Source organism: Afipia sp. OHSU_II-C1, assembly GCF_000497575.1.
In the GTDB taxonomy this organism is placed as follows: domain Bacteria; phylum Pseudomonadota; class Alphaproteobacteria; order Rhizobiales; family Xanthobacteraceae; genus Afipia.
Map to the genome: position 1 here is coordinate 62205 of NZ_APJI01000026.1, position 18646 is coordinate 80850.

Consider the following 18646-nt stretch of genomic DNA (forward strand, 5'->3'; position numbering starts at 1 on the left):
GAATGCCGGGTTCTTTTTGACTACAGGACAAGAACTAAAGGAGCTTCGCACCATGTTAGGATTGATGCAGGATTGGCCGCTGTTGTGCCACCGTATCATCGATCACGCCGCGGACTGCCATCCGACGCGAGAAGTCGTGACCCGATCGGTTGAAGGACCGATACACCGCACCAATTACCTGAACATCCGAACGCGCGCCCTGAAGGTTGCGCAGCGGCTGGATCGCGATGGCATCAGGCTCGGAGACCGCGTCGCGACGCTCGCCTGGAACACGTGGCGTCATCTCGAGGCTTGGTATGGGATCATGGGCATCGGCGCCATCTGCCATACGATCAATCCGCGGCTGTTTCCTGAGCAGATTGCATGGATCGCCAATCACGCGCAGGACCGGGTTCTCCTGACCGATCTCACCTTCGTGCCGCTGCTGGAAAAAATCGCACCGCATCTTTCCTCGATCGAACGCTTTGTGATCCTGACCGATCGCGCACATATGCCGGCGACAAGCCTGCGCGGCGCAATCGCTTATGAGGACTGGATCGATAGCGTCGACGGCGATTTCGAATGGAAATCGTTCGACGAAAATACGGCGGCCGGGCTTTGCTACACATCCGGAACGACGGGAGATCCGAAGGGAGTACTCTACTCACATCGCTCCAACGTGCTGCATTCACTGATGGTTGCACAGGCCGACGTCATCGGCCTGAAGTCCGCCGATACTGTGTTGCCTGTTGTCCCGCTGTTTCACGCCAACAGTTGGGGACTGGCATTCCATGCTCCGATGACAGGCACCAAGCTGGTGTTTCCGGGCGCAAAAATGGACGGAGCATCGATCTACGAACTCCTCCGCGATGAAAAGGTCACGCTGACTGCCGGTGTGCCGACCGTGTGGCTCATGCTTCAGCAACACATGGAAACCAACAACCTGCGGCTGCCAGATCTCAAGCGTTTGACAATTGGAGGTGCGGCCCCGCCACCCACCATGATTGAGGCTTTTGAGCGCATGGGAATTCCGGCGAGTCAGGGCTGGGGCATGACCGAGATGGGCCCGATCGGCTCGATTGGGGCTCTCAAACCGCCATTCGACAATCTCTCAGGCCGGGACAAGATCGATCGACTTTCCAGCCAGGGCTTTCCGCCGTTCCTGGTCGAGATGAAGATCACGGACGACTTCGGCAAAAAGCTGCCACGGGATGGCAAGGCATTCGGGCGTTTGAAAGTGCGCGGGGCGGCCATCGCCAAAGCGTACTATCGGGTCACCGACGATATCCTTGATGATGAAGGCTTCTTCGATACTGGAGACGTCGCCACCCTCGACGCCCACGCTTATATGCGGATCACCGATCGTTCAAAGGATGTCATCAAATCAGGCGGGGAATGGATCTCCTCGATCGATCTCGAAAATCTGGCCGCCGGTCACCCCGACGTGCTGGAGGCTGCAGTCATCGGCATTCGTCATCCCAAATGGGACGAGCGGCCCCTTCTCATCGTCCAGCTTAAACCGGACTCAAAGACGAAGGGTCCCGACATTCTCCGCTTCATGGAAGGCAAGATCGCGAAGTGGTGGATGCCAGATGATGTCGCCATCGTCGATGCGATTCCGCACACCGCAACCGGAAAAATCAAGAAGACCGAACTGCGAGAGCAGTTTCAAAGTTATCGACTTACCGGCATTTAACCCAGCGGCATGCACATCGAGATCAGTGGACTTATCAGCAGGAGACGAAAATGAGTTCTGTGCGTTTCGAAAGGCAGGCGAATATCGGCATCATCACAATCGACAATCCGCCGATCAACCTTGCCGATAACGCCCTTTTTTCGGCTTTCGAAGCAGTTCTCGATGAGGTTGAGGCGTCCGACGTCCGCGCACTCCTGGTCCAGGCGGCGGGCGATCACTTCGGCTGCGGCGTCAACGTGAAGACCACCTTTGTCGGTGTCGACAGCAAGGGCGCCCGTCAGATGCTGAGCCAGGGGATTCCGATCTGCACAAGGCTGGAAGGTCTGAACATTCCGGTCGTCTGCGCCGTTCAGGGACTTTGCCTCGCGGCCGCGCTCGAAATCGCGTTGCGATGTGACGTCATCATCGCCGCTGATGATGCGAAATTTGCGCAGGTTGAACAACACATCGGTGCTGCGACCTATCTTGGCGGCGCGTATCTTCTGGCCGAGCGCTGCGGTCCAGCCCGCGCGCGCGAGATCTGCTTTACCGGCGATTTTTATGACGCCGCATCGTTCGAACGCTGGAACATCATCAACCGGGTTGTTCCTCGGGCCTCACTGCAAGCAGAAGCCATGGCATGGGCCAGAAACATGGCCAACGGGCCGACCAAAGCTCATGCAGCGACCAAGCGCCTGATGCGGGCGTTCCTGGACCACGGCGTGCGCGCCGCGGACGAATTGCTGCTCGATCTTGGCCCACCACTTTTCGACAGCGCGGACTTCAAGGCCGGTGTGCAAGCCGTGGTCGAGCACGGCTCCAAGGATTTTCGCGGCAAGGTTGCCTTCCGGGGAGCCTAGAGGACAATCCGGATGAGCCGGATGTGCTTGCCGAGGGCATTGCATAGCTGCCGCGCCACCGTTTTGAATTGACGTTGTGGGATCCGCAATCACACAATTTTCAGCAGAAATCGCCAGCCAACCTTTCGCGAGGGCTTCATGACGACCACAAACCCGATGTTCCGTCCTTTCCAGCACAAATCGCTTTCATTGCCGAACCGCGTTGTGATGGCGCCGATGACGCGATCCAAAAGCCCGGACGGGACGCCCGGTGAGGATGTCGTAGCCTACTATCGCCGCCGCGCGGAAGGTGGCGTCGGATTGATTATCACCGAAGGCACGACTGTGGATCGCGCAGGTGCATCGAATGATCCGAATATCCCGAACTTCTACGCCCAGAAGAGCCTCGACGGCTGGCGCCGTGTGGTGAAAGAGGTGCATGCGGCCGGCGCAAAGATTGCACCGCAAATCTGGCATCAGGGCATGGTACGCAAGCCAGGCACCGGACCGCGCCCGGAAGGCAAATCCGACGGCCCATCCGGATTGTCAGGCTCTGGCAAGCAGGTCGCCGAGCCGATGACAGACGAGGATATCGCCGACACCGTCGAGGCTTTCGCGAAGGCGGCTGCAGCCGCCAAGGAAATCGGCTTTGATGCGGTCGAACTTCATGGCGCTCATGGCTATCTGGTGGACCAGTTCTTCTGGGAACAGTCTAACCGCCGCAGCGACGATTACGGCGGAGATCTCGTCAAGCGCACCCGCTTCGCCGCCGACATCATCAAGGCAATCCGGCAGCGCGTGGGGCCGGAGTTCGTCATCATTCACCGGTTCTCCCAGTGGAAGCAGCAGGACTACAGCGCAAAGCTGGCGCATACACCGGATGAACTCGCGACGTTCCTTCAGCCACTGGTCGATGCCGGTGCCGATATATTTCATTGCTCGACGCGGCGGTTCTGGGAGCCAGAATTCGAGGGCTCCGATCTCAACCTCGCCGGCTGGAGCAAGAAGCTGACTGGCAAGCCGACGATTACGGTGGGATCAGTAGGGCTGAAAGGCGGCGATTTCATTCAGTCCTACAAGGGCGAAAGCGCGGAAGTCGGCGACCTTGGCGAGCTTGAAGCACGGCTCGCGAGCAACGAGTTCGATCTGGTCGCGGTCGGTCGTGCGCTGATTACTGATCCGAACTGGACGGCCAAGGTGCGCGACAGGCGTTTTGCAGAACTTGCGCCTTTCTCGCCGAAGGCAATGGGAGCGCTTTGAACAGCGACTGCGTTCGTTACAGACGGAGAAAGGTGATCGCTCTCGCGCGGTCCTGAATCTCGTGCCGCGATATGGCGAGGGTCGGCCGAGGTCATCAGACCTTCACCACGATTCAGATATCGTGTGACATGGCCCGGCCCGGCGGGGGAGCGGCAACAGTCCCACGAGTGAAACAGTAATAACGCCATACAAACCGCCACGGGACCAACCCCGGAGAGTGGATTGTCATTTATCGACACGCCTTTGGTGATTGCTGTCAACCGGCGACTGAGTGGCACACTATCGTAGCCGAAACGATTTTACGGTGCAGTGGGAGGAGCGCGAGGTGTCGCTATCGCATCTGACCGGCCTCGATTTCTACGTGTCCTACTTCACCGAAGGATCGGTCGGACACACTTTCGTAAGTTTCACCTTCGACAACGCGCCGCCGCTGAGCATCTCCATTGAAACACGGCCAGAGATTGGTGAGGGCTTTGCGCCAGTCGCCTCGCTATTCAAGAAATTCGAGTTGATCTATCTGGTGGGCAGTGAGCGCGACCTGGTCGGCGTACGCACCAACCATCGGCGGGAGCCGGTCTATCTCTATCGTCTCAACGCTTCGGCAGACGACGCCCGCCGGCTGCTGCTGATCTACCTGACGCGGATCAACGAGCTCGCCGACCGGCCGGAATTCTATAACCTGCTCACCAACAGTTGCACGATCAACATTATCCGCTACGCGAATGCCGCCGGACGAGCCGGCCGGATTGACATCCGCCATCTCCTTAATGGTCTGATCGACAGCTACCTCTACCACTCGGGCCGGGTTGACACGACACTGCCGTTTGATGAACTCCGGCGGCGTTCCCTGATTAACGAGGCGGCGCGAGCCGCTGATGGCGCATCCGATTTCCCGGAACGCATCCGGGCATCGCTGCCCACAGTGCATCCCTGAGACACTCCGCCGCCGATTGCACCGAAGCTCGCGGACCGGAAGCGACAGGCACAGCACTGTTGCTAATGTCTGACGCCTTGCTAGTCTCGGACCCTGACGCGCTTGCGGCTCACTGCGAGACGGGCAGCGGCGGAGACACGCATATGAATAAAATTCTAGCGTTCATCTTGGTGGCTGGCGTCGCGTTCATTGCGGAGCTGACGCCACAACTGATATCGGGCACAACCGCGCAAAGCATCACCATCGCATGAGCGCGTTACCACCTTCACAACGATCACCTGCTGTTTAAGTGCAGCGCGTGCATGGACGGTCGGACACAACGGCACGTCCTTCTCCGTGGGTCCGGCCGCCGCCCCATGAACAGACTATGGAGCACGTGAAAGGAATGTATTGCAGGAGGCGACAATGAGAACAGCGCGCAAATTTGCCGTGACTCTGCCAATACTTTCAGCCTTGGCACTCGGGGCGCCTACGCAGGCGGGCGCGCAAGACGGCGCGCCCGTGACAATTTTTGAAAACGTCCGGATTTTCGACGGCAAGAGCGCGCAGTTATCCGCACCGTCGCATGTGGTGGTTCGCGGCAATCAGATCGAACGGATTTCCACTTCGCCCATTCCGGCTAATCGCAGCGCGACCACCAAGATCATCATCGGGGGCGGCAGAACGCTGATGCCGGGCCTGATCGATGCCCATTGGCACGCGATGCTGGTACGGGCAACACCGGCACAGGCTTTCGGTGACGTCGGCTACAACAATCTTATGGCGGGTGACGAGGCGACCGACACCCTCATGCGCGGCTTCACCACCGTTCGTGACGTCGGCGGCCCAGCGTTCGGCCTCAAGCGCGCCATCGACGACGGCATCGTCAAGGGTCCGCGCATCTATCCGTCCGGCGCCATGATCACCGTCACCAGCGGACATGGCGATTTCCGTGAACTGATCGAACTGCCCCGCACCATCGGCGGCATGCTCAGCCGGATGGAGAAGCTCGGCGGTGCCATGGTCGCGGACAGCCCCGACGAGGTCCGCGTGCGCGCCCGCGAACAACTCATGCAAGGAGCCTCCCAGGTCAAACTGACGGCGGGCGGCGGGGTCTCCTCTCCCTTCAGCCCGATCGACGTGACCACCTTCACCGGACCTGAACTGCGCGCCGCGGTTGAAGCGGCCGAGAATTGGGGCACCTATGTCGCCGCGCACGCCTTTACGCCAAATGCGATCCAGGGAGCCGTCGCGGCCGGCGTGAAGTGTATCGAGCACGCCACGCTGATGGACGAAGCAACCGCCAAATTGCTTGCCGAGAAGGGGATTTGGGTCAGCATGCAGCCGCTCCCCGAGGCCTTGAGGCTGGGCTTTCCGGTGGGTTCGGTCCAGCGCGCCAAGGCGGATGAGGTCTGGCCCGGCATCGCGCGGTCTTACGAACTGGCAAAGAAGTACAAGCTCAAGACGGCGTGGGGTACCGACGTCCTGTTCTCCCGCGCGCTAGCGCAGCAGCAGGGAGCCATTCTGGCCTCGCTGACACGCTGGTACACGCCTGCCGAGACGTTGATCATGGCGACATCGACCAACGCCGAACTGCTGGCGCTGTCCGGCAAACGCAACCCCTACCCCGGCAAGCTCGGCGTAGTGGAGCAAGGCGCACTTGCCGACCTGCTGCTGGTCGACGGCAACCCGCTCGAAAATATCAACCTCGTCGCGGACCCGAAGAATTTTCCGGTCATCATGAAAGACGGCGTGATCTTCAAGGACGCGCTGCCCAGATAATTCGCCCGCGAGGCCCGCGCGATCCCGGCCATCAGAATCTGTATGCACCGGGCAGCACAACGCAGCCGCCGCGAGGTCCCACGGTGTCGTCGAATGGATCTGCAACGCCGCCCCGCGGCCCCACCGTCTCCCCAGCCGGCAATCCGCCGCGTGGACCGACCGTGGGCGGATCAGGCCGCAGTTCGTCGGGCCGGCGCTGAATCTTGCATTCAACTGACGCTCGTGCGCATTGCCGCTCCTGTTCATGAGCACGGAGCAAAGATTTCGGAGCAAGACCAAAATCTCGAAATGCACGAGGCCGGAACTCTGCGCCAGCACGAGCATCGCCAAGTCGCGACTGCGCGCCCGGTCACGCAGTGATTCGCCCATCTCTTGCGCACGACTCTAGAACGGGAATTTTTAAACGGCTGGTCAGAGAATGTCGGCCGGGACCGCGCAGACCTTGGATGCGACAATACCGGACCTGCGCCAAACAGTGGCTGTTAATGTTTCACCGCTTCCTGATAGCGGCGGATCGAGAGCTCATCAGTTGCGATTTCTGGTCTCCGCCCAGCGATTTGATCAGATACCACGCGCGCGGCACCACAGGCCATCGTCCAACCCAATGTGCCGTGGCCTGTATTCAGATAGAGATTGTCGAAACGCGTTGGGCCGATGACGGGTGGGCCGTCCGGCGTCATCGGCCTCAAGCCACTCCAGAATGTGGAGCAAGACAGGTCTCCACCGTTCGGGAACAGATCCCTCAGAGAACGATCAAGTGGCGCACGCCGATCCGGCGGCAAATTCACCTTATAACTGCCGACTTCAGCAGTGCCTCCGACACGAATGCGATCCCCAAGCCGCGTGATCGCAACCTTGTAGGTCTCATCCATCACCGTTGACTGCGGCGCCGATGCGTCGTCAATAATCGGCACAGTGATCGAATAACCCTTAACCGGATAAACCGGAATATCGATGTTCAGCGGACGCAACAGCAACGGCGAGAAACTGCCGAGCGCCATTACGTATTTGTCAGCTGCGAATATTCCTTTGTCTGTCGTGACATGGATCAAACGCTTGCCGTCAACATCAATCGACTTTATCGTCGTATCATAAATGAACCGAACGCCGAGGCCGGCGGCGATCTTTTCGAGACGCTCGGTAAACATCTGGCAATCGCCGGTCTCATCGTCAGGCAGACGCAGACCGCCAACAAAAGTGCTTCGTACTGCGGCCAGTCCCGGCTCCGCATGCACACACCCGTCACGATCCAGCACCTCAAAGGGCACGTTGTACTGACGCAGAACCTCGACATCGCCGCCAATGCTGTCGAGTTGCGATTGCTTTCGAAATAACTGAAGTGTGCCTTGGCTGCGCTCATCATAGGTAATGCCGATATCGGCGCGCAGTGCACGCAAACAATCGCGGCTGTATTCGGCGATGCTAACCATGCGCGACTTGTTGACGGCGTAACGCACCGCCGTACAGTTGCGCAACATCTGGAGCATCCAGCGCCACATCGCGGGATCAGCCTGCGGCCGTACTACGAGCGGACCATAACGATCAAGTATCCACCGCACCGCTTTCACCGGAACACCGGGACCAGCCCACGGCGATGCATAGCCTGGCGACACCTCGCCGGCATTAGCAAAACTAGTCTCCAAAGCAGGACCCGGCTGACGGTCGATCACCGTCACTTCGAAACCCGCCTTTGCGAGATAATAGGATGTCGTCACGCCGATAACGCCGGCGCCCATGACCAGAACCTTCATGCCTGCAATTCTCCGACAAGTTCGGCCCGCGATACCTCGGCAGTGCCTACATAATTTCGTTCATACCGATGGCCTAGAGCCGTCAGGACCTCGTAGCCGATGGTGCCGATCGCTCCGGCCAGGTCGTCGACGGACTGATGATCGCCAATAATCTCGACTTGCGAGCCAGGTCGGAGACGGTCAGGTTGAAGCTCGCTGACATCGATCGTGATGCTGTCCATCGACACGCGCCCGGCAACAGCCAGCCGATGGCCTTCGAAATGCACAACGCCGCCTTCACCGAACCTGCGATGCAGGCCATCGCCATAACCGATCGACAGCGTTGCGAGACGCGTCGGCCCGCTTACTCGGAAATCCCAACCATAGCCGACATGATCGCCTTTGTCGGATTCTCTGATTTGAACGACCGTTGCGGACAACCGGACCGCCGCCCGCATCGGATTGCTGCGCGCAGGAATCGGGTTAACACCATAAAGCGCGGCTCCCGGCCGCACGACATCGCAATGAAAATCCTTACCAAGAAAGATTGCTGCCGAGTTCGCCAGTGACCGCGGCAATCCGGGAAAATGCTCGGCAAGCCGTCGAAATCTTGCAAGCTGCATCGCATTTGCTGCATGAGATGGCGTGTCCGCACATGCCAGATGGCTCATGACAAACCGGATATCCACGTTTGCAAATTGGGAGCCGCCTTTGACCCAGCCCGCAATCTCTCGCTGCGACATGCCCAGACGGTTCATTCCACTGTCGAACTGGATAACGGCCGGAAGCCGTCTCCCCAGATCGCGAGCATGCATCGACCAGGCAAGGCATTGATCGAAAGAGTTGAGAACAGGAATGAGTCCGGCTTCCGCACAGTCGGCCTCACCGCCGCTCGGAAGGCCGTTCAGAACGTAAATCGATGACTCGGACAAATGCGGCGAAAGCCGAAGTCCTTCGTCGAGATGCGCCACGAAAAAATCTCGACAGCCCTCGGCATGCAACACCGGGCCGATGTGTCGTGCACCGAGCCCATAGGCATCGGCCTTCAGCACCGCGCCACACCTCACGCGTGCGCCGAGCTTGCCCCTGAGAAATCGGTAGTTCCAGCGCACCGCGTTGAGATCAATTGTCAGCACCGCGCCTGCGTGCAGAGCACCGTTTTTTGTTATCGAACCCGCCACTCGAATCCACCCCAGCAAAGGCACCTTCAGACGCAGAATGCCAGCAGCACAGGAGGGATTCTCAGCGAAATATTGCCTTAAGCCACGATATTATTCATGAAAATAGCGGACATTGGCTATTATTTGGCGTATTCCTGCGTCGACAGCAGGGGCTCATTTTTATGATGGTGGAAACTGACTCAATCGACCGGAAAATCATGCGTGAACTCGTGCAGGATGCCCGCATCAGTCAGGTCGTTCTTTCCGAGCGCGTCGGGCTCTCGCCCACCGCCTGCGCGAGGCGGCTGCAGCTCCTCGAGAAGGCCGGCATCATTCGCGGTTACTCTGCGGATATCGATGCGGCCGGGCTCGGCTTTTTGATGACTGTGCTCGTCCACATTACCCTAGATCGTCAAAACGAGGACGCACTTACCGCGTTTGAAAGGGAGATTGAAAAATGTTCCGACGTCGTATCTTGTTACCTGATGTCAGGAAGCGATGATTATCTTGTGCAGGTCCAGGCACGCGACATGGAAGACTACGAACGCATTCACAAGCAACATCTGTCGCGCATGCCGGGTGTAGCACGCCTGCATTCGAGCTTCGCCATGCGCAGCGTCTCCCGCGAGACTTTGGCGCCCTTAAGATTCGATACCAAACTTATTGTCGACTCAGCGGCATCCTGATCGGCATCGCCAGCTGCATTGCGTTTCTGGCCAAAGACAACACGCCCCGCCGAATTAGCGCGTCGCAAAACGTTGCGAATATCGTCAATTATCCGCATAACGTCATTTACGCTGTGATCGTATTCGATCAGAACGTTGGCCTCTTCTTCGGTCGAAACGTGAATGTAAATGGTATGGAACGTTTCAAGAAACGTTCGCCATAAGCCAGTATGCTGTAAATAAACGAGCGACATACCATCTAAAAAGAGGGAGCTGTTCGGGCCTGGTATAACTGGAGCCGCCCACCCTTTGTCTTGCAAATTGAAGTATTGCTTCGCAGACTTCTCGGTCTCTTCATCGAGGACATTGAGATCGCTCAGCGCATTTAAAAGACCGTGCATATCGCAAAGAACATCGGCGTAAGGCGCCATATCGGCGTCTGCCTGTTCTCCCTGGCCGATCTGATGAACGGGCGCAGAACGGATGACAATTCCACCAATGGCTCTTGCTTCGCAGATAAGAGCGCTCAGTTCCACGCCGACTTCGGTAGACAACGGATCGCGGGCGAGACTCGGCGTTCGCAATACCTTTAAATGCCCTTTGGCGATGGCGTCACGTACCTCATTTGCCTTTTGGAGGCGCGTCCGCTGTGTCTGGCAAATTCGTCTACGACCTTCAAAAAGCTCAAATAGAACGCCAGCGGGCAGAATGATGGTCGTGAAGCTGTCGACAACTTTCTGAAGAATACCGAGCCAACCCAAAACAAGGAGCGAGGTGATGTCCAGTGCGACTAAATTCATTGCTCCAGTTGCTGTTGGTAAGCGACGCCCGGAAAACAGTGGAATGGCAGAGCGTCGCCGCCCGTCTATTAGCGATGAATTACGAATGAGATTACGCAGCACCAAATCTACCACGGTGGTACGGTGCCCTGCCGCTGCTACAAAAAGAGGAAGATCGCCGCGAGCAACGTTGTCAGTTACATTGCGCGTGTGCTTGTTCCACTCCGTTTGCTTCGAGATAAGCTCCTTAAGCTGAACGGTTTGGATCGGCCCATCTGGCCCCGAGTGCGAAAGTGCTTTCCGAAACCACTCATGGGCCTCCGCCCTCTGCTCTTCAAGGCCTTCTTCGACAAAAAGATAATAAGCACCCATAAGAACGCCGGGATCATCTGGCCCCTTGGCCACAGCCGCGTTAATGAGGTCCATGAGATGCCCCTGCCCCGACGCTTGCGCAAGATGTGCCGCTCTGATCAGAGTTAGCGCACTGGAATTTCGAGCTAGTTCAAGCACTGCCGAAAGCGGACCAGCAAGCGACTCCCACTCTCCCGTTTCGATTGCAATGATTACCTCCAGTTGAAGGTCCCGTTCCGATGGATGCTTCTGCTCGATGCGATCGGCAATTGCCTTCGCCTCGCGCAATCGGCCGAGCCTGACCAATTGCCATCCGTAATTCACTAAGAACGCGATGCCATGATCGAGCAGAAATGGATGCGTATCGACCAAGCGGGCAAAATTATCTCCATCTTTCGCGCGGCTAGCAGCCTGCGCCGCTACCACGAGGTCTTGAGAATCCTTCGTTTCCGCAAAAAGTAATTCAGCGTACTTAGCGATGCCGATATGATCTTTTTTCTGAACGAGGATGGCTACAAGAGCCCGCAGAGCCTCCGGTGTTTTTTCCGCTTCGTACAGCTTAAGATGCTCGGTGACCGGATCAGCCCCTTCTGCTTTCGCGATTTCAGCTCGCAGCACCGCGCGTTGCCGCTCATCGAAAGCATCGAGATTCTTTTCAAAGACAATGCTAGCGGAAGTGGCATCGCCGCTTTTGGCGAGCGCCTGTACTTCGAGCCATAGGACGCCCTCCTTCCCGAACGACGCTTCGACTTGGGAGCGCTTGGCCGCAATAAGCGAGGCAAGCCCCGCTGCGTCATTTTTATGAAGGCGTATCGAGATAGCGGCTCGCAACTCATCATCGGAAAGCCCTCCGAGCGAGTCGCGTTGCTCTAGATAAGTTTCGAGACCAGAAGGATCAAAATCACGCAGATGACCGAAAGCATACTGAACGCGGGTAACTGCCGAAGCATTATCGGACATATCTCTTCGGAGCTGTGCCAACGCCGCTTCTCTTCGCGTTGGATGAACGAGCTCACACCAAAGAATATAAGACTCGATGATGCGAGGGGCGTGACGTAGGCCAAGTGTTGAAGCAAGTGGAAGAACCTGTCTCAGATCGTTAATCGCCTCATCAAGAGCCAATATCGCCTCGGCATCACTTACTACAGGCCGCGCGTTTAGAACTTCCAAAGGCAAGCCGGAAAGCGCAATGCCGCGCTCAGGCAAAGGAAGCAGCCGGGCAAATCTCAAAACTCCACGTAGAAAATAAAGGTAAGAGGCTTGAGAAAATTGAACGCTGGTTGCTTTCTCCAACGTATGGGTGGCGGCCTCGTAATCCGTTCGGCGCAGATGTAGTTGGCAAATACTAAGAACGCCAATAGGACTGAAATCAGAGACCGAAAGCCCGCTGTCATTCAGCCATTTCAGGGCCTCGTCGTCATTACGCTCGACGGCAATGATATTGAAGAGAACGGCACGGGATTCGCCTTCTGAAATATCTCTTAGTCCTTGAATTGCGTCGTTTACTCGCCCTTCCGCAACGGCTATGCGCGCCTGCGCAGGAGCATCCGAAATAGAGCCACGAATTGATTGCCCGGCGCCAAGAAAGCGACGCGCTTCATCCATCCTGCCCTGAATGGCCGCAGAACGCGCCGCTCGAAACAAAATTGTTCGCCGCAGGTCAGCGGGCAGCGAAGGCCCGGTCACCTCAAGAAGCTCGGTCGCAAGAGTTATGAATTCTTGCGAGTGACCTGCCTCTGGGAAAAATGAACGTTGGAATGCCCGCTGATAGCGACTGTTAAAATCGCGCTCAAGCGCATCTGAGAGTTTGTCATCAAATGCTCCCGGCTGAGAGCGTGGGGCTTGCTCGGGCCCAGGAATGCTGACCAAGAGATTAGACTGCTGAAGCTTCTCAACGACGCGATCACCAACCGCATCTGGCATTTCACGTTGTATCTGCCGCAGTGTAATAGCACTGAAATGCTTGGTTAGGAGATCGGGATAATCGTACAGCCGTCTAACGAGCTCAGACCATCCAAAGACCACGACGCGAAAAAGCCCCTGCTTTTCGTGCTCATCTGAAATTGTATTCGCACGGTCTGTAGCGTTGACGTCGTTTTCTGCTGTTGTGGCTATAATGTACGTCTTCAATGCGGGCCGAAATTCCTTGGCTTTTTCGACCTCGGAGCTAATTTCAGCGACGGTGAGTTTCGTTGGGGGCCAAGTTCGCTTCCCCTTGCATTGCACCCCGGAGCTGGCACCATTTTCCTTGCCGTAGATATCAACGCCGTTCTGCCGCTGCCCGTCGCGGCCGTATCGCACCAGCTGCGGATCGTCCCAGATACGCGAAAAGAGATCAGCGCAAATCTCTTCGAACTTTTCCCAGCTCGGCGGAGGTTGAAGCTGCTCGTTATTGGCGTCAGACATATTGAATGATTACCGCCGACAGGCAGAGCACAAATTAAGAATGGCTATGCGTGAAAATCCAAGGAGCCCGTAGAATCATGATGTCGATAGTATTTATCCATCACTTGAATCACCAGCGCCGACCACATCCGGCCAAGAAAGTTCGTTGAAAGGAGTTTCTTTTGACATAGTCGGATCGTGGTCTGCGCAGCTTTTGAGTTCACAGTTGCGAGCCGCTGCGATTGCACTGCTTGCCTCCCACGCAGTGGTTTATTTTCCGGTCTCTGGAGCGAGTCTCCAAAAAACGGGAATTCTTCAGTGGCTAGCCGGAGAATGTCGGCCGATTTCGGAAGGTGGCGGCGCGAATCCGGTCTCTGTAGAGACTCCGAAAGCCTGAAAAGCCCGCTGTTGGCGGGCCTTTCAGCCTCTAAAAAATAATATTCTTCAAAACCCGGACTGGCTGGCTGGCGTTGCAGTGCTGATCGCACCTGTCTCCGCGCAAATTCCCTACTAACAGGGAATTTTACAGGGAAAATTGCAATTTTGAGGCCTTAGAGGGCGATCTAGTAGCAGGAAAGCACTGTGCCGCAGCGATTTTTCGCACATTCCCTGCGCGAATTAACAGGGAAGATTTTTCGAGAAACAGGGAATTTTCTAAGCGAGAACAGGGAATTTTACCAGCCAAAATCGAAACCGCCGGCGAATGAGATTTTCGATACTCACAGGTAACAGCTCCGCCACGATGGCACCGTAGAGATCGCTGCGAGTGAGCTCTCGACCTTCGGCATCACGCCGCGCTTTGATCTCCGCCAACGCCTTATTGAGGAAGATCCGCATCGCTCGTTCGGCTGCGGCGCCCGCCAGCGCGATGAAGCCGACAACGCCCCCACAGACAGATTGAACCCCAGATCAGCCAGACCACGCCGACCAAAGCGAAGGGCAACGACAGCATGACGATCATGGTTTCGGTGGGCAAACGGAAGTTGACCTACAGCAAGAGGAAGATAATCAGGAGAGCCACCGGCAACACGATTTTCATGCGTACCGTTGCTCGACAAGTATCGGTCCGAAAATTGCTCGGCCAACCTCCAAGGCCTCGTCCACGGTCGGGCGAACTCCGTCACGTCGCGGGGTCTGAGCGTTAAGCCACTGCTGCAGGTGTTCATTCGTGCAGAAAAACGCGATCGCCGGGCAGCAAGAGGCGGCAGCGCTGCCATCATAGGCAAAGTCGTACCAGATCACCGTGCTGGCTGGAGAGACACTGTGCAGCGCCCGCCCTTTTGACGTCGTCCTCAAATGGATGGTCTCTCCGCAATGATGACACGGCGAGGAGATCGTGGTGTCTGCGCCGTACATATCTGCAACGCCAAGCGCGTCGATCGCGCAAAGGGCGTGGAAGGCATGCCCGTTGAGTTCGACCCGGTGTTCAGTGGCGGACTCTGTGAAGGGGTAAGCAAGCTGGATTTGCTCGCAAGCCTGATCCAAATCGATGAGATCATGCGACTGTAATTTGTGGAGAAGAATCGCTACGCGATCCAGCGTAATCCCCATCACGACGGCGATGTCGCCGAACTCCGGCGGCTGCCGCGTTCGCCATAGAGCCGCAAGATCGTTCGCCAAATGATGTCTTCCACCACTTCGAGCCTGTGGGACCACCGGTCCAACAGGCGCGCGCGCGCGGTTATGCGTCCACCAAGCGCCTGGCGTGCCGCTGCGCTTGCCAACGCAGACCAGTCCGGACGGAAGACGCCCGGTCTGATCTCCACTGCAGGTTCGGTCGCTACTGACGCTTCTGATTCCATAGCCGCTCCTCACTAGGCCGCCCCATTACCCGGCGCAGCAGGACAGTTTCTTCACGTCCCTGTCGAACGTCTGTGCCGCGAGCTTCAGGCCCTCGACGGTCGTGAGATAGGGGAAGATCGTCTCCGACAGATCATCAATCGTGAGACCGCAGCGGATGGCCAAGGCCGCAGTCTGGATGCTATCGGCGCCCTCTGGCGCGAGAATATGCGCTCCGAGCAGCTTGCGCGTTACCCCATCCGCGATGAGCTTGATAAGGCCCCGTGTGTCGCGCGCTGCGAGCGCACGCGGCACGTTGTCGAGCGAGAGTAGAGAAGTCCGCACGGCGTACCCGGCGGCACGGGCTTGCGATTCCGTCAGACCGACACTCGCCACCTGAGGGTCCGTGAAGACAATGGCGGGCATGGTGGTGTTGTCATAGCGCAGACTGTTGCTATTCAGCGCGTTCTTGGCCGCAAGCTTTGCGCCATAAGCCGCCATGTAGACGAACTGGTCCCTGCCCGTCACGTCGCCGGCGGCATAGATGCCGGCCTTCGAAGTGCGCATGCGGTCGTCGATGACGATCGCGCCAGACGATGTCTGCGCGACGCCCACCTCCGGAAGCCCGAGCGTTTCGGTATTCGGGGTGCGTCCTGTCGCCACAAGAATCCGCTCGGCGGTCAATATCTCTGGACCGCCGTTGCGAGTGATCGTGAGTGCGACGCCGCCATCCTCGGTTTTGTGGACGAAATCGTAGGCCAAGCCACCCACAATCGTGATCCCCTCGTCGGTCAGATAGCCCGCGAGCGCCTGCCCGATCTCCGGCTCGGCCTCCGGCAGGAGGCGACTCCGGAAGACGAGCGTCACCGCCACGCCCGCGCGTGCAAAGGTCTGAGCAAGCTCAGCTCCAATGTAGCCGCCGCCAAGCACGATCATCGAGCGCGGTAGCTCCTTCAGCGACAACGCCGTCGTGCTGTCGAGAGGCGCAACCTCTGCGATGCCTGGGATGGTGGGTAGCGCAGGCCGCGCGCCCGTCGCAATGATGATGCGGTCCGAGACGAGGCGCTGACCGTCCACGTCGACGCCTCCCTCGACGAGGCGCGCCCGACCTTCACGGTAGGCTATGTTGTTGTATTCGGGCAAAAGATCGGCGTACTTCGCCTGACGAAGGCTGGCGACTAGCGCGTCCTTCTGGGCGATCTGTGCGGCCCAATCGACCACGCGCGCGCTGCTTTCGATGCCGTCGAACCGAGCCGGGGCGGCGTCAGCGTGGTGCACCGTCTCTGTAGCTCGGATCAGCGTTTTCGACGGCACGCAGCCAATGTTGACGCAGGTGCCGCCAATCGTGCCGTGCCCGACGAGCGCAACGCGCGCGCCCTGCTCGGCGGCAGTGATCGCGGCCGAGAAGCCGGCGGAGCCGGCGCCGACGACAACAAGGTCGTAGCGGCTGCTGCCGCCATTCATGCTCGGGGTACAGCAGTCGTTCATGGTTTCAACTTTCGTGTGTTCGCATCCACGTTGCAGGAGTCAGGGCCGCACAGCAGACAATCGGAGTACGCCCTGCCCCGATGATGATGAGTTTTGCGACGGTCCATACCGACGCGGGCCTTACTGCACGATGCGCGAGGGATAGCCGGCGTTGGTGGTCGCCGTAATGAGCGTCGGGACGTCCGTCCGGCTATCCTCAAACCGAACCTTTGCAATCGCAGCCCCATCTGCCTCGGATATCTGAACATCGAGCACGCCGGATACGCGAGTGAGAGAGCGTTTCACGATCGGGCCGCAGAGTTCACAGGTAGCGTTGGCGACATTGAGCGTCACAGTTCGCTCGGTGGCTGAAGCTGCACCGTAGGAGAACAGGGCAACGGTCAGGGCGACGAGAGGCAGAATCTTCATGGCAAGTCTCCTTGTTGTTAGGTGTCGAGGAAAAGGCGAGCAATGAGGGGGAAGCATACGGCGATGATGATCAGGAGCGTTGCGATCCACAGTCCGACCTCGGCGGTCCGACGAGATGACGGGCTGGCGCAGTAGGAGCCTTCGACGCAATCGGCCGTCTTCGGTTTGCGGTAGACGACATAGTAACCGGCGCCGAGGCATGCGACCGCGAGCCCGATAAACAATGGCTGATAGGCCTTGAGCGCGGTCAAATTGCCGATCCATGCACCGCTGACGCCGGCTAGGAACAAAGCGAAAGGCACCACGCAACAGGTCGCGGCGCCAAGTGCCGCCAAGATGCCGCCAACCGACAGCAGCGCTACGCTGTCAAAGCACTTCTGCGTCGGCGTCGCCTTGCTTGGCAGCACAGTCGCCTCGTCTCGCATCGTCATTGAGCCCGCTCCCGCGATTGGTCTATGGTGACCCTAGCGCCTGTAGCGACTACAGGGTCAAGCGAGAGTTTCTCACGGGTTTGTGAGGCCAATAATGAACCAGAATGAAGATTTTTCGATCGGGGTGCTGTCAGAGCGCAGGGGAGTGAATATCGAGACCATCCGCTATTATGAGAAGATCGGCATTATGCCGTCGCCCGCCCGCAGTGCGAGTGGTTATCGCCTCTACGGCTCTGACGATGTGAGGCGGTTGCATTTCGTTCGTCGCGGTCGGGAACTTGGATTTGCTCTCGACGAGTTGCGGGGATTGCTGCGTCTTGTCGATGGGCACACCTACAGTTGCGAGGAGGTACATGCGCTCACAGTCGAGCATCTCACGGATATTCGTCAGAAGATCGTTGATTTGCGACGTCTCGAACGAGTGATGTCGGACATGGCTGCACAGTGCACGCGGGATCAGGTTCCGGAGTGTCCGATCATCGATGCGCTGTTCGAGATGATGCCCGTCGCAAGACAAACGCGTCGACCCAGCGCTCGCACCGTAAAAGGCACTTCACCACGATGAATATGCCGACTTCGATGCTCTTGGTCGGCAATTGGAACAATGAATAACCGCCAATGTTGGGAAGTCACCTCTGGGCTACGACCTACATTCCGACCGAGCAAATTTCGAGTGCCCCCCCCCGAAACTCTGTGGCTTTTATCTAACCAGGTCGACCTTTCTGCGTCGGATTCTTCTCGTCACGCCGATCGTTCTTGCTCTGCATCATTCGATTGCAGTTCTCCATCATCTGGTTCATCTGGCCCATCATACCCATCATTGCTTTCATATCACCGCTCATCATGCCGTGATCGCTGGCCTGCGGAGTCGATGGCGTCGGCGTATCTTGGGCGCGAGCAACGGGACCAAGAGCCAAGCCTGTTCCAACGGCGAACAAAACAACTGCTAATGTTGCAACTGTTTTCATGGAAGATTCTCCTCTCTGTTCCAATTTACGAATGAACCGACGTGCGTCTGCGCG

14 protein-coding genes and 1 pseudogene are annotated in these 18646 nt (G+C 57.8%); 7 read left to right on the top strand and 8 right to left on the bottom strand.

What is annotated here, in order from left to right:
• Positions 1 to 52: 52 nt before the first annotated feature.
• The 5 genes from I554_RS0124220 to I554_RS0124245 all read left to right on the top strand — a co-directional run bounded on the left by I554_RS0124220 (position 53) and on the right by I554_RS0124245 (position 6448).
• On the top strand, positions 53 to 1675 hold the full coding sequence (locus tag I554_RS0124220; RefSeq protein ID WP_024575778.1) for a fatty-acid--CoA ligase: 1623 nt from the start codon (positions 53 to 55) through the stop codon (positions 1673 to 1675).
• Between the two features lie 50 nt (positions 1676 to 1725).
• Positions 1726 to 2514 carry an enoyl-CoA hydratase/isomerase family protein gene (locus I554_RS0124225; RefSeq protein ID WP_024575777.1) on the top strand — a complete coding sequence of 263 codons (789 nt, stop codon included), beginning with the start codon at positions 1726 to 1728 and terminating at the stop codon, positions 2512 to 2514.
• Positions 2515 to 2652: 138 nt separating this feature from the next.
• Entirely contained in the window at positions 2653 to 3753 is a 1101-nt protein-coding gene (locus I554_RS0124230) for an NADH:flavin oxidoreductase (protein WP_024575776.1), read from the top strand.
• 304 nt (positions 3754 to 4057) lie between these two features.
• Positions 4058 to 4687 (top strand): DUF4105 domain-containing protein, encoded by a 630-nt coding sequence (locus I554_RS0124235; RefSeq protein ID WP_024575775.1) that lies wholly within the window; start codon positions 4058 to 4060, stop codon positions 4685 to 4687.
• Positions 4688 to 5092: 405 nt separating this feature from the next.
• Positions 5093 to 6448 carry an amidohydrolase family protein gene (locus tag I554_RS0124245; RefSeq protein WP_029659696.1) on the top strand — a complete coding sequence of 452 codons (1356 nt, stop codon included), beginning with the start codon at positions 5093 to 5095 and terminating at the stop codon, positions 6446 to 6448.
• A gap of 482 nt (positions 6449 to 6930) precedes the next feature.
• Here I554_RS0124245 and I554_RS0124250 read toward each other — a convergent pair whose 3' ends face one another.
• Both I554_RS0124250 and alr read right to left on the bottom strand, forming a co-directional pair.
• A complete protein-coding gene (locus tag I554_RS0124250; RefSeq protein ID WP_024575772.1) occupies positions 6931 to 8199 on the bottom strand; it encodes a D-amino acid dehydrogenase in 1269 nt (422 codons plus the stop codon).
• A complete protein-coding gene (gene alr, locus I554_RS0124255) occupies positions 8196 to 9314 on the bottom strand; it encodes an alanine racemase (RefSeq protein ID WP_244432851.1) in 1119 nt (372 codons plus the stop codon). The genes I554_RS0124250 and alr overlap by 4 nt, the downstream gene beginning before the upstream one ends.
• Before the next feature lie 206 nt (positions 9315 to 9520).
• Between alr and I554_RS26650 the strand changes: the two genes are divergently transcribed.
• Positions 9521 to 10024 (top strand): Lrp/AsnC family transcriptional regulator, encoded by a 504-nt coding sequence (locus I554_RS26650; RefSeq protein WP_081710861.1) that lies wholly within the window; start codon positions 9521 to 9523, stop codon positions 10022 to 10024.
• A gap of 4232 nt (positions 10025 to 14256) precedes the next feature.
• Here I554_RS26650 and I554_RS27695 read toward each other — a convergent pair.
• From I554_RS27695 to I554_RS0124290, 5 genes and pseudogenes are all read right to left on the bottom strand, one after another.
• Positions 14257 to 14572: pseudogene (locus tag I554_RS27695) on the bottom strand (efflux RND transporter permease subunit); the annotation flags it as partial.
• Positions 14554 to 15069: an alkylmercury lyase family protein gene (locus I554_RS0124275; protein ID WP_244432853.1), complete on the bottom strand. Its 516-nt coding sequence runs from the start codon at positions 15067 to 15069 to the stop codon at positions 14554 to 14556. The pseudogene I554_RS27695 and the gene I554_RS0124275, both read right to left, overlap by 19 nt.
• Positions 15070 to 15345: 276 nt before the next feature.
• A complete protein-coding gene (gene merA, locus I554_RS0124280) occupies positions 15346 to 16785 on the bottom strand; it encodes a mercury(II) reductase (RefSeq protein ID WP_024575766.1) in 1440 nt (479 codons plus the stop codon).
• A 120-nt stretch (positions 16786 to 16905) separates the two neighbouring features.
• Positions 16906 to 17193, bottom strand: a complete 288-nt coding sequence (locus I554_RS0124285) for a heavy-metal-associated domain-containing protein (RefSeq protein ID WP_024575765.1) — start codon at positions 17191 to 17193, stop codon at positions 16906 to 16908.
• A 17-nt stretch (positions 17194 to 17210) separates the two neighbouring features.
• Positions 17211 to 17624, bottom strand: a complete 414-nt coding sequence (locus I554_RS0124290; RefSeq protein ID WP_024575764.1) for a mercuric transporter MerT family protein — start codon at positions 17622 to 17624, stop codon at positions 17211 to 17213.
• Positions 17625 to 17718: 94 nt separating this feature from the next.
• On the opposite strand from I554_RS0124290, the gene I554_RS0124295 reads away from it, so the two are divergent.
• On the top strand, positions 17719 to 18189 hold the full coding sequence (locus I554_RS0124295; RefSeq protein ID WP_024575763.1) for a helix-turn-helix domain-containing protein: 471 nt from the start codon (positions 17719 to 17721) through the stop codon (positions 18187 to 18189).
• Between the two features lie 139 nt (positions 18190 to 18328).
• Here the strand turns inward: I554_RS0124295 and I554_RS27075 are convergent, their stop codons facing one another.
• Positions 18329 to 18592 (bottom strand): hypothetical protein, encoded by a 264-nt coding sequence (locus I554_RS27075; RefSeq protein ID WP_034473580.1) that lies wholly within the window; start codon positions 18590 to 18592, stop codon positions 18329 to 18331.
• Between the last annotated feature and the right edge of the window lie 54 nt (positions 18593 to 18646).

What these genes read in the sequence shown, in the direction of transcription:
- I554_RS0124220 (WP_024575778.1), top strand. Translation starts at nt 53, where the DNA reads ATGTTAGGATTGATGCAGGATTGGCCGCTGTTGTGCCACCGTATCATC.
- I554_RS0124225 (WP_024575777.1), top strand. Translation starts at nt 1,726, where the DNA reads ATGAGTTCTGTGCGTTTCGAAAGGCAGGCGAATATCGGCATCATCACA.
- I554_RS0124230 (WP_024575776.1), top strand. Translation starts at nt 2,653, where the DNA reads ATGACGACCACAAACCCGATGTTCCGTCCTTTCCAGCACAAATCGCTT.
- I554_RS0124245 (WP_029659696.1), top strand. Translation starts at nt 5,093, where the DNA reads ATGAGAACAGCGCGCAAATTTGCCGTGACTCTGCCAATACTTTCAGCC.
- I554_RS0124250 (WP_024575772.1), bottom strand. Translation starts at nt 8,199, where the DNA reads ATGAAGGTTCTGGTCATGGGCGCCGGCGTTATCGGCGTGACGACATCC.
- I554_RS26650 (WP_081710861.1), top strand. Translation starts at nt 9,521, where the DNA reads ATGATGGTGGAAACTGACTCAATCGACCGGAAAATCATGCGTGAACTC.
- I554_RS0124275 (WP_244432853.1), bottom strand. Translation starts at nt 15,069, where the DNA reads ATGGGGATTACGCTGGATCGCGTAGCGATTCTTCTCCACAAATTACAG.
- merA (WP_024575766.1), bottom strand. Translation starts at nt 16,785, where the DNA reads ATGAACGACTGCTGTACCCCGAGCATGAATGGCGGCAGCAGCCGCTAC.
- I554_RS0124285 (WP_024575765.1), bottom strand. Translation starts at nt 17,193, where the DNA reads ATGAAGATTCTGCCTCTCGTCGCCCTGACCGTTGCCCTGTTCTCCTAC.
- I554_RS0124290 (WP_024575764.1), bottom strand. Translation starts at nt 17,624, where the DNA reads ATGACGATGCGAGACGAGGCGACTGTGCTGCCAAGCAAGGCGACGCCG.
- I554_RS0124295 (WP_024575763.1), top strand. Translation starts at nt 17,719, where the DNA reads ATGAACCAGAATGAAGATTTTTCGATCGGGGTGCTGTCAGAGCGCAGG.
- I554_RS27075 (WP_034473580.1), bottom strand. Translation starts at nt 18,592, where the DNA reads ATGAAAACAGTTGCAACATTAGCAGTTGTTTTGTTCGCCGTTGGAACA.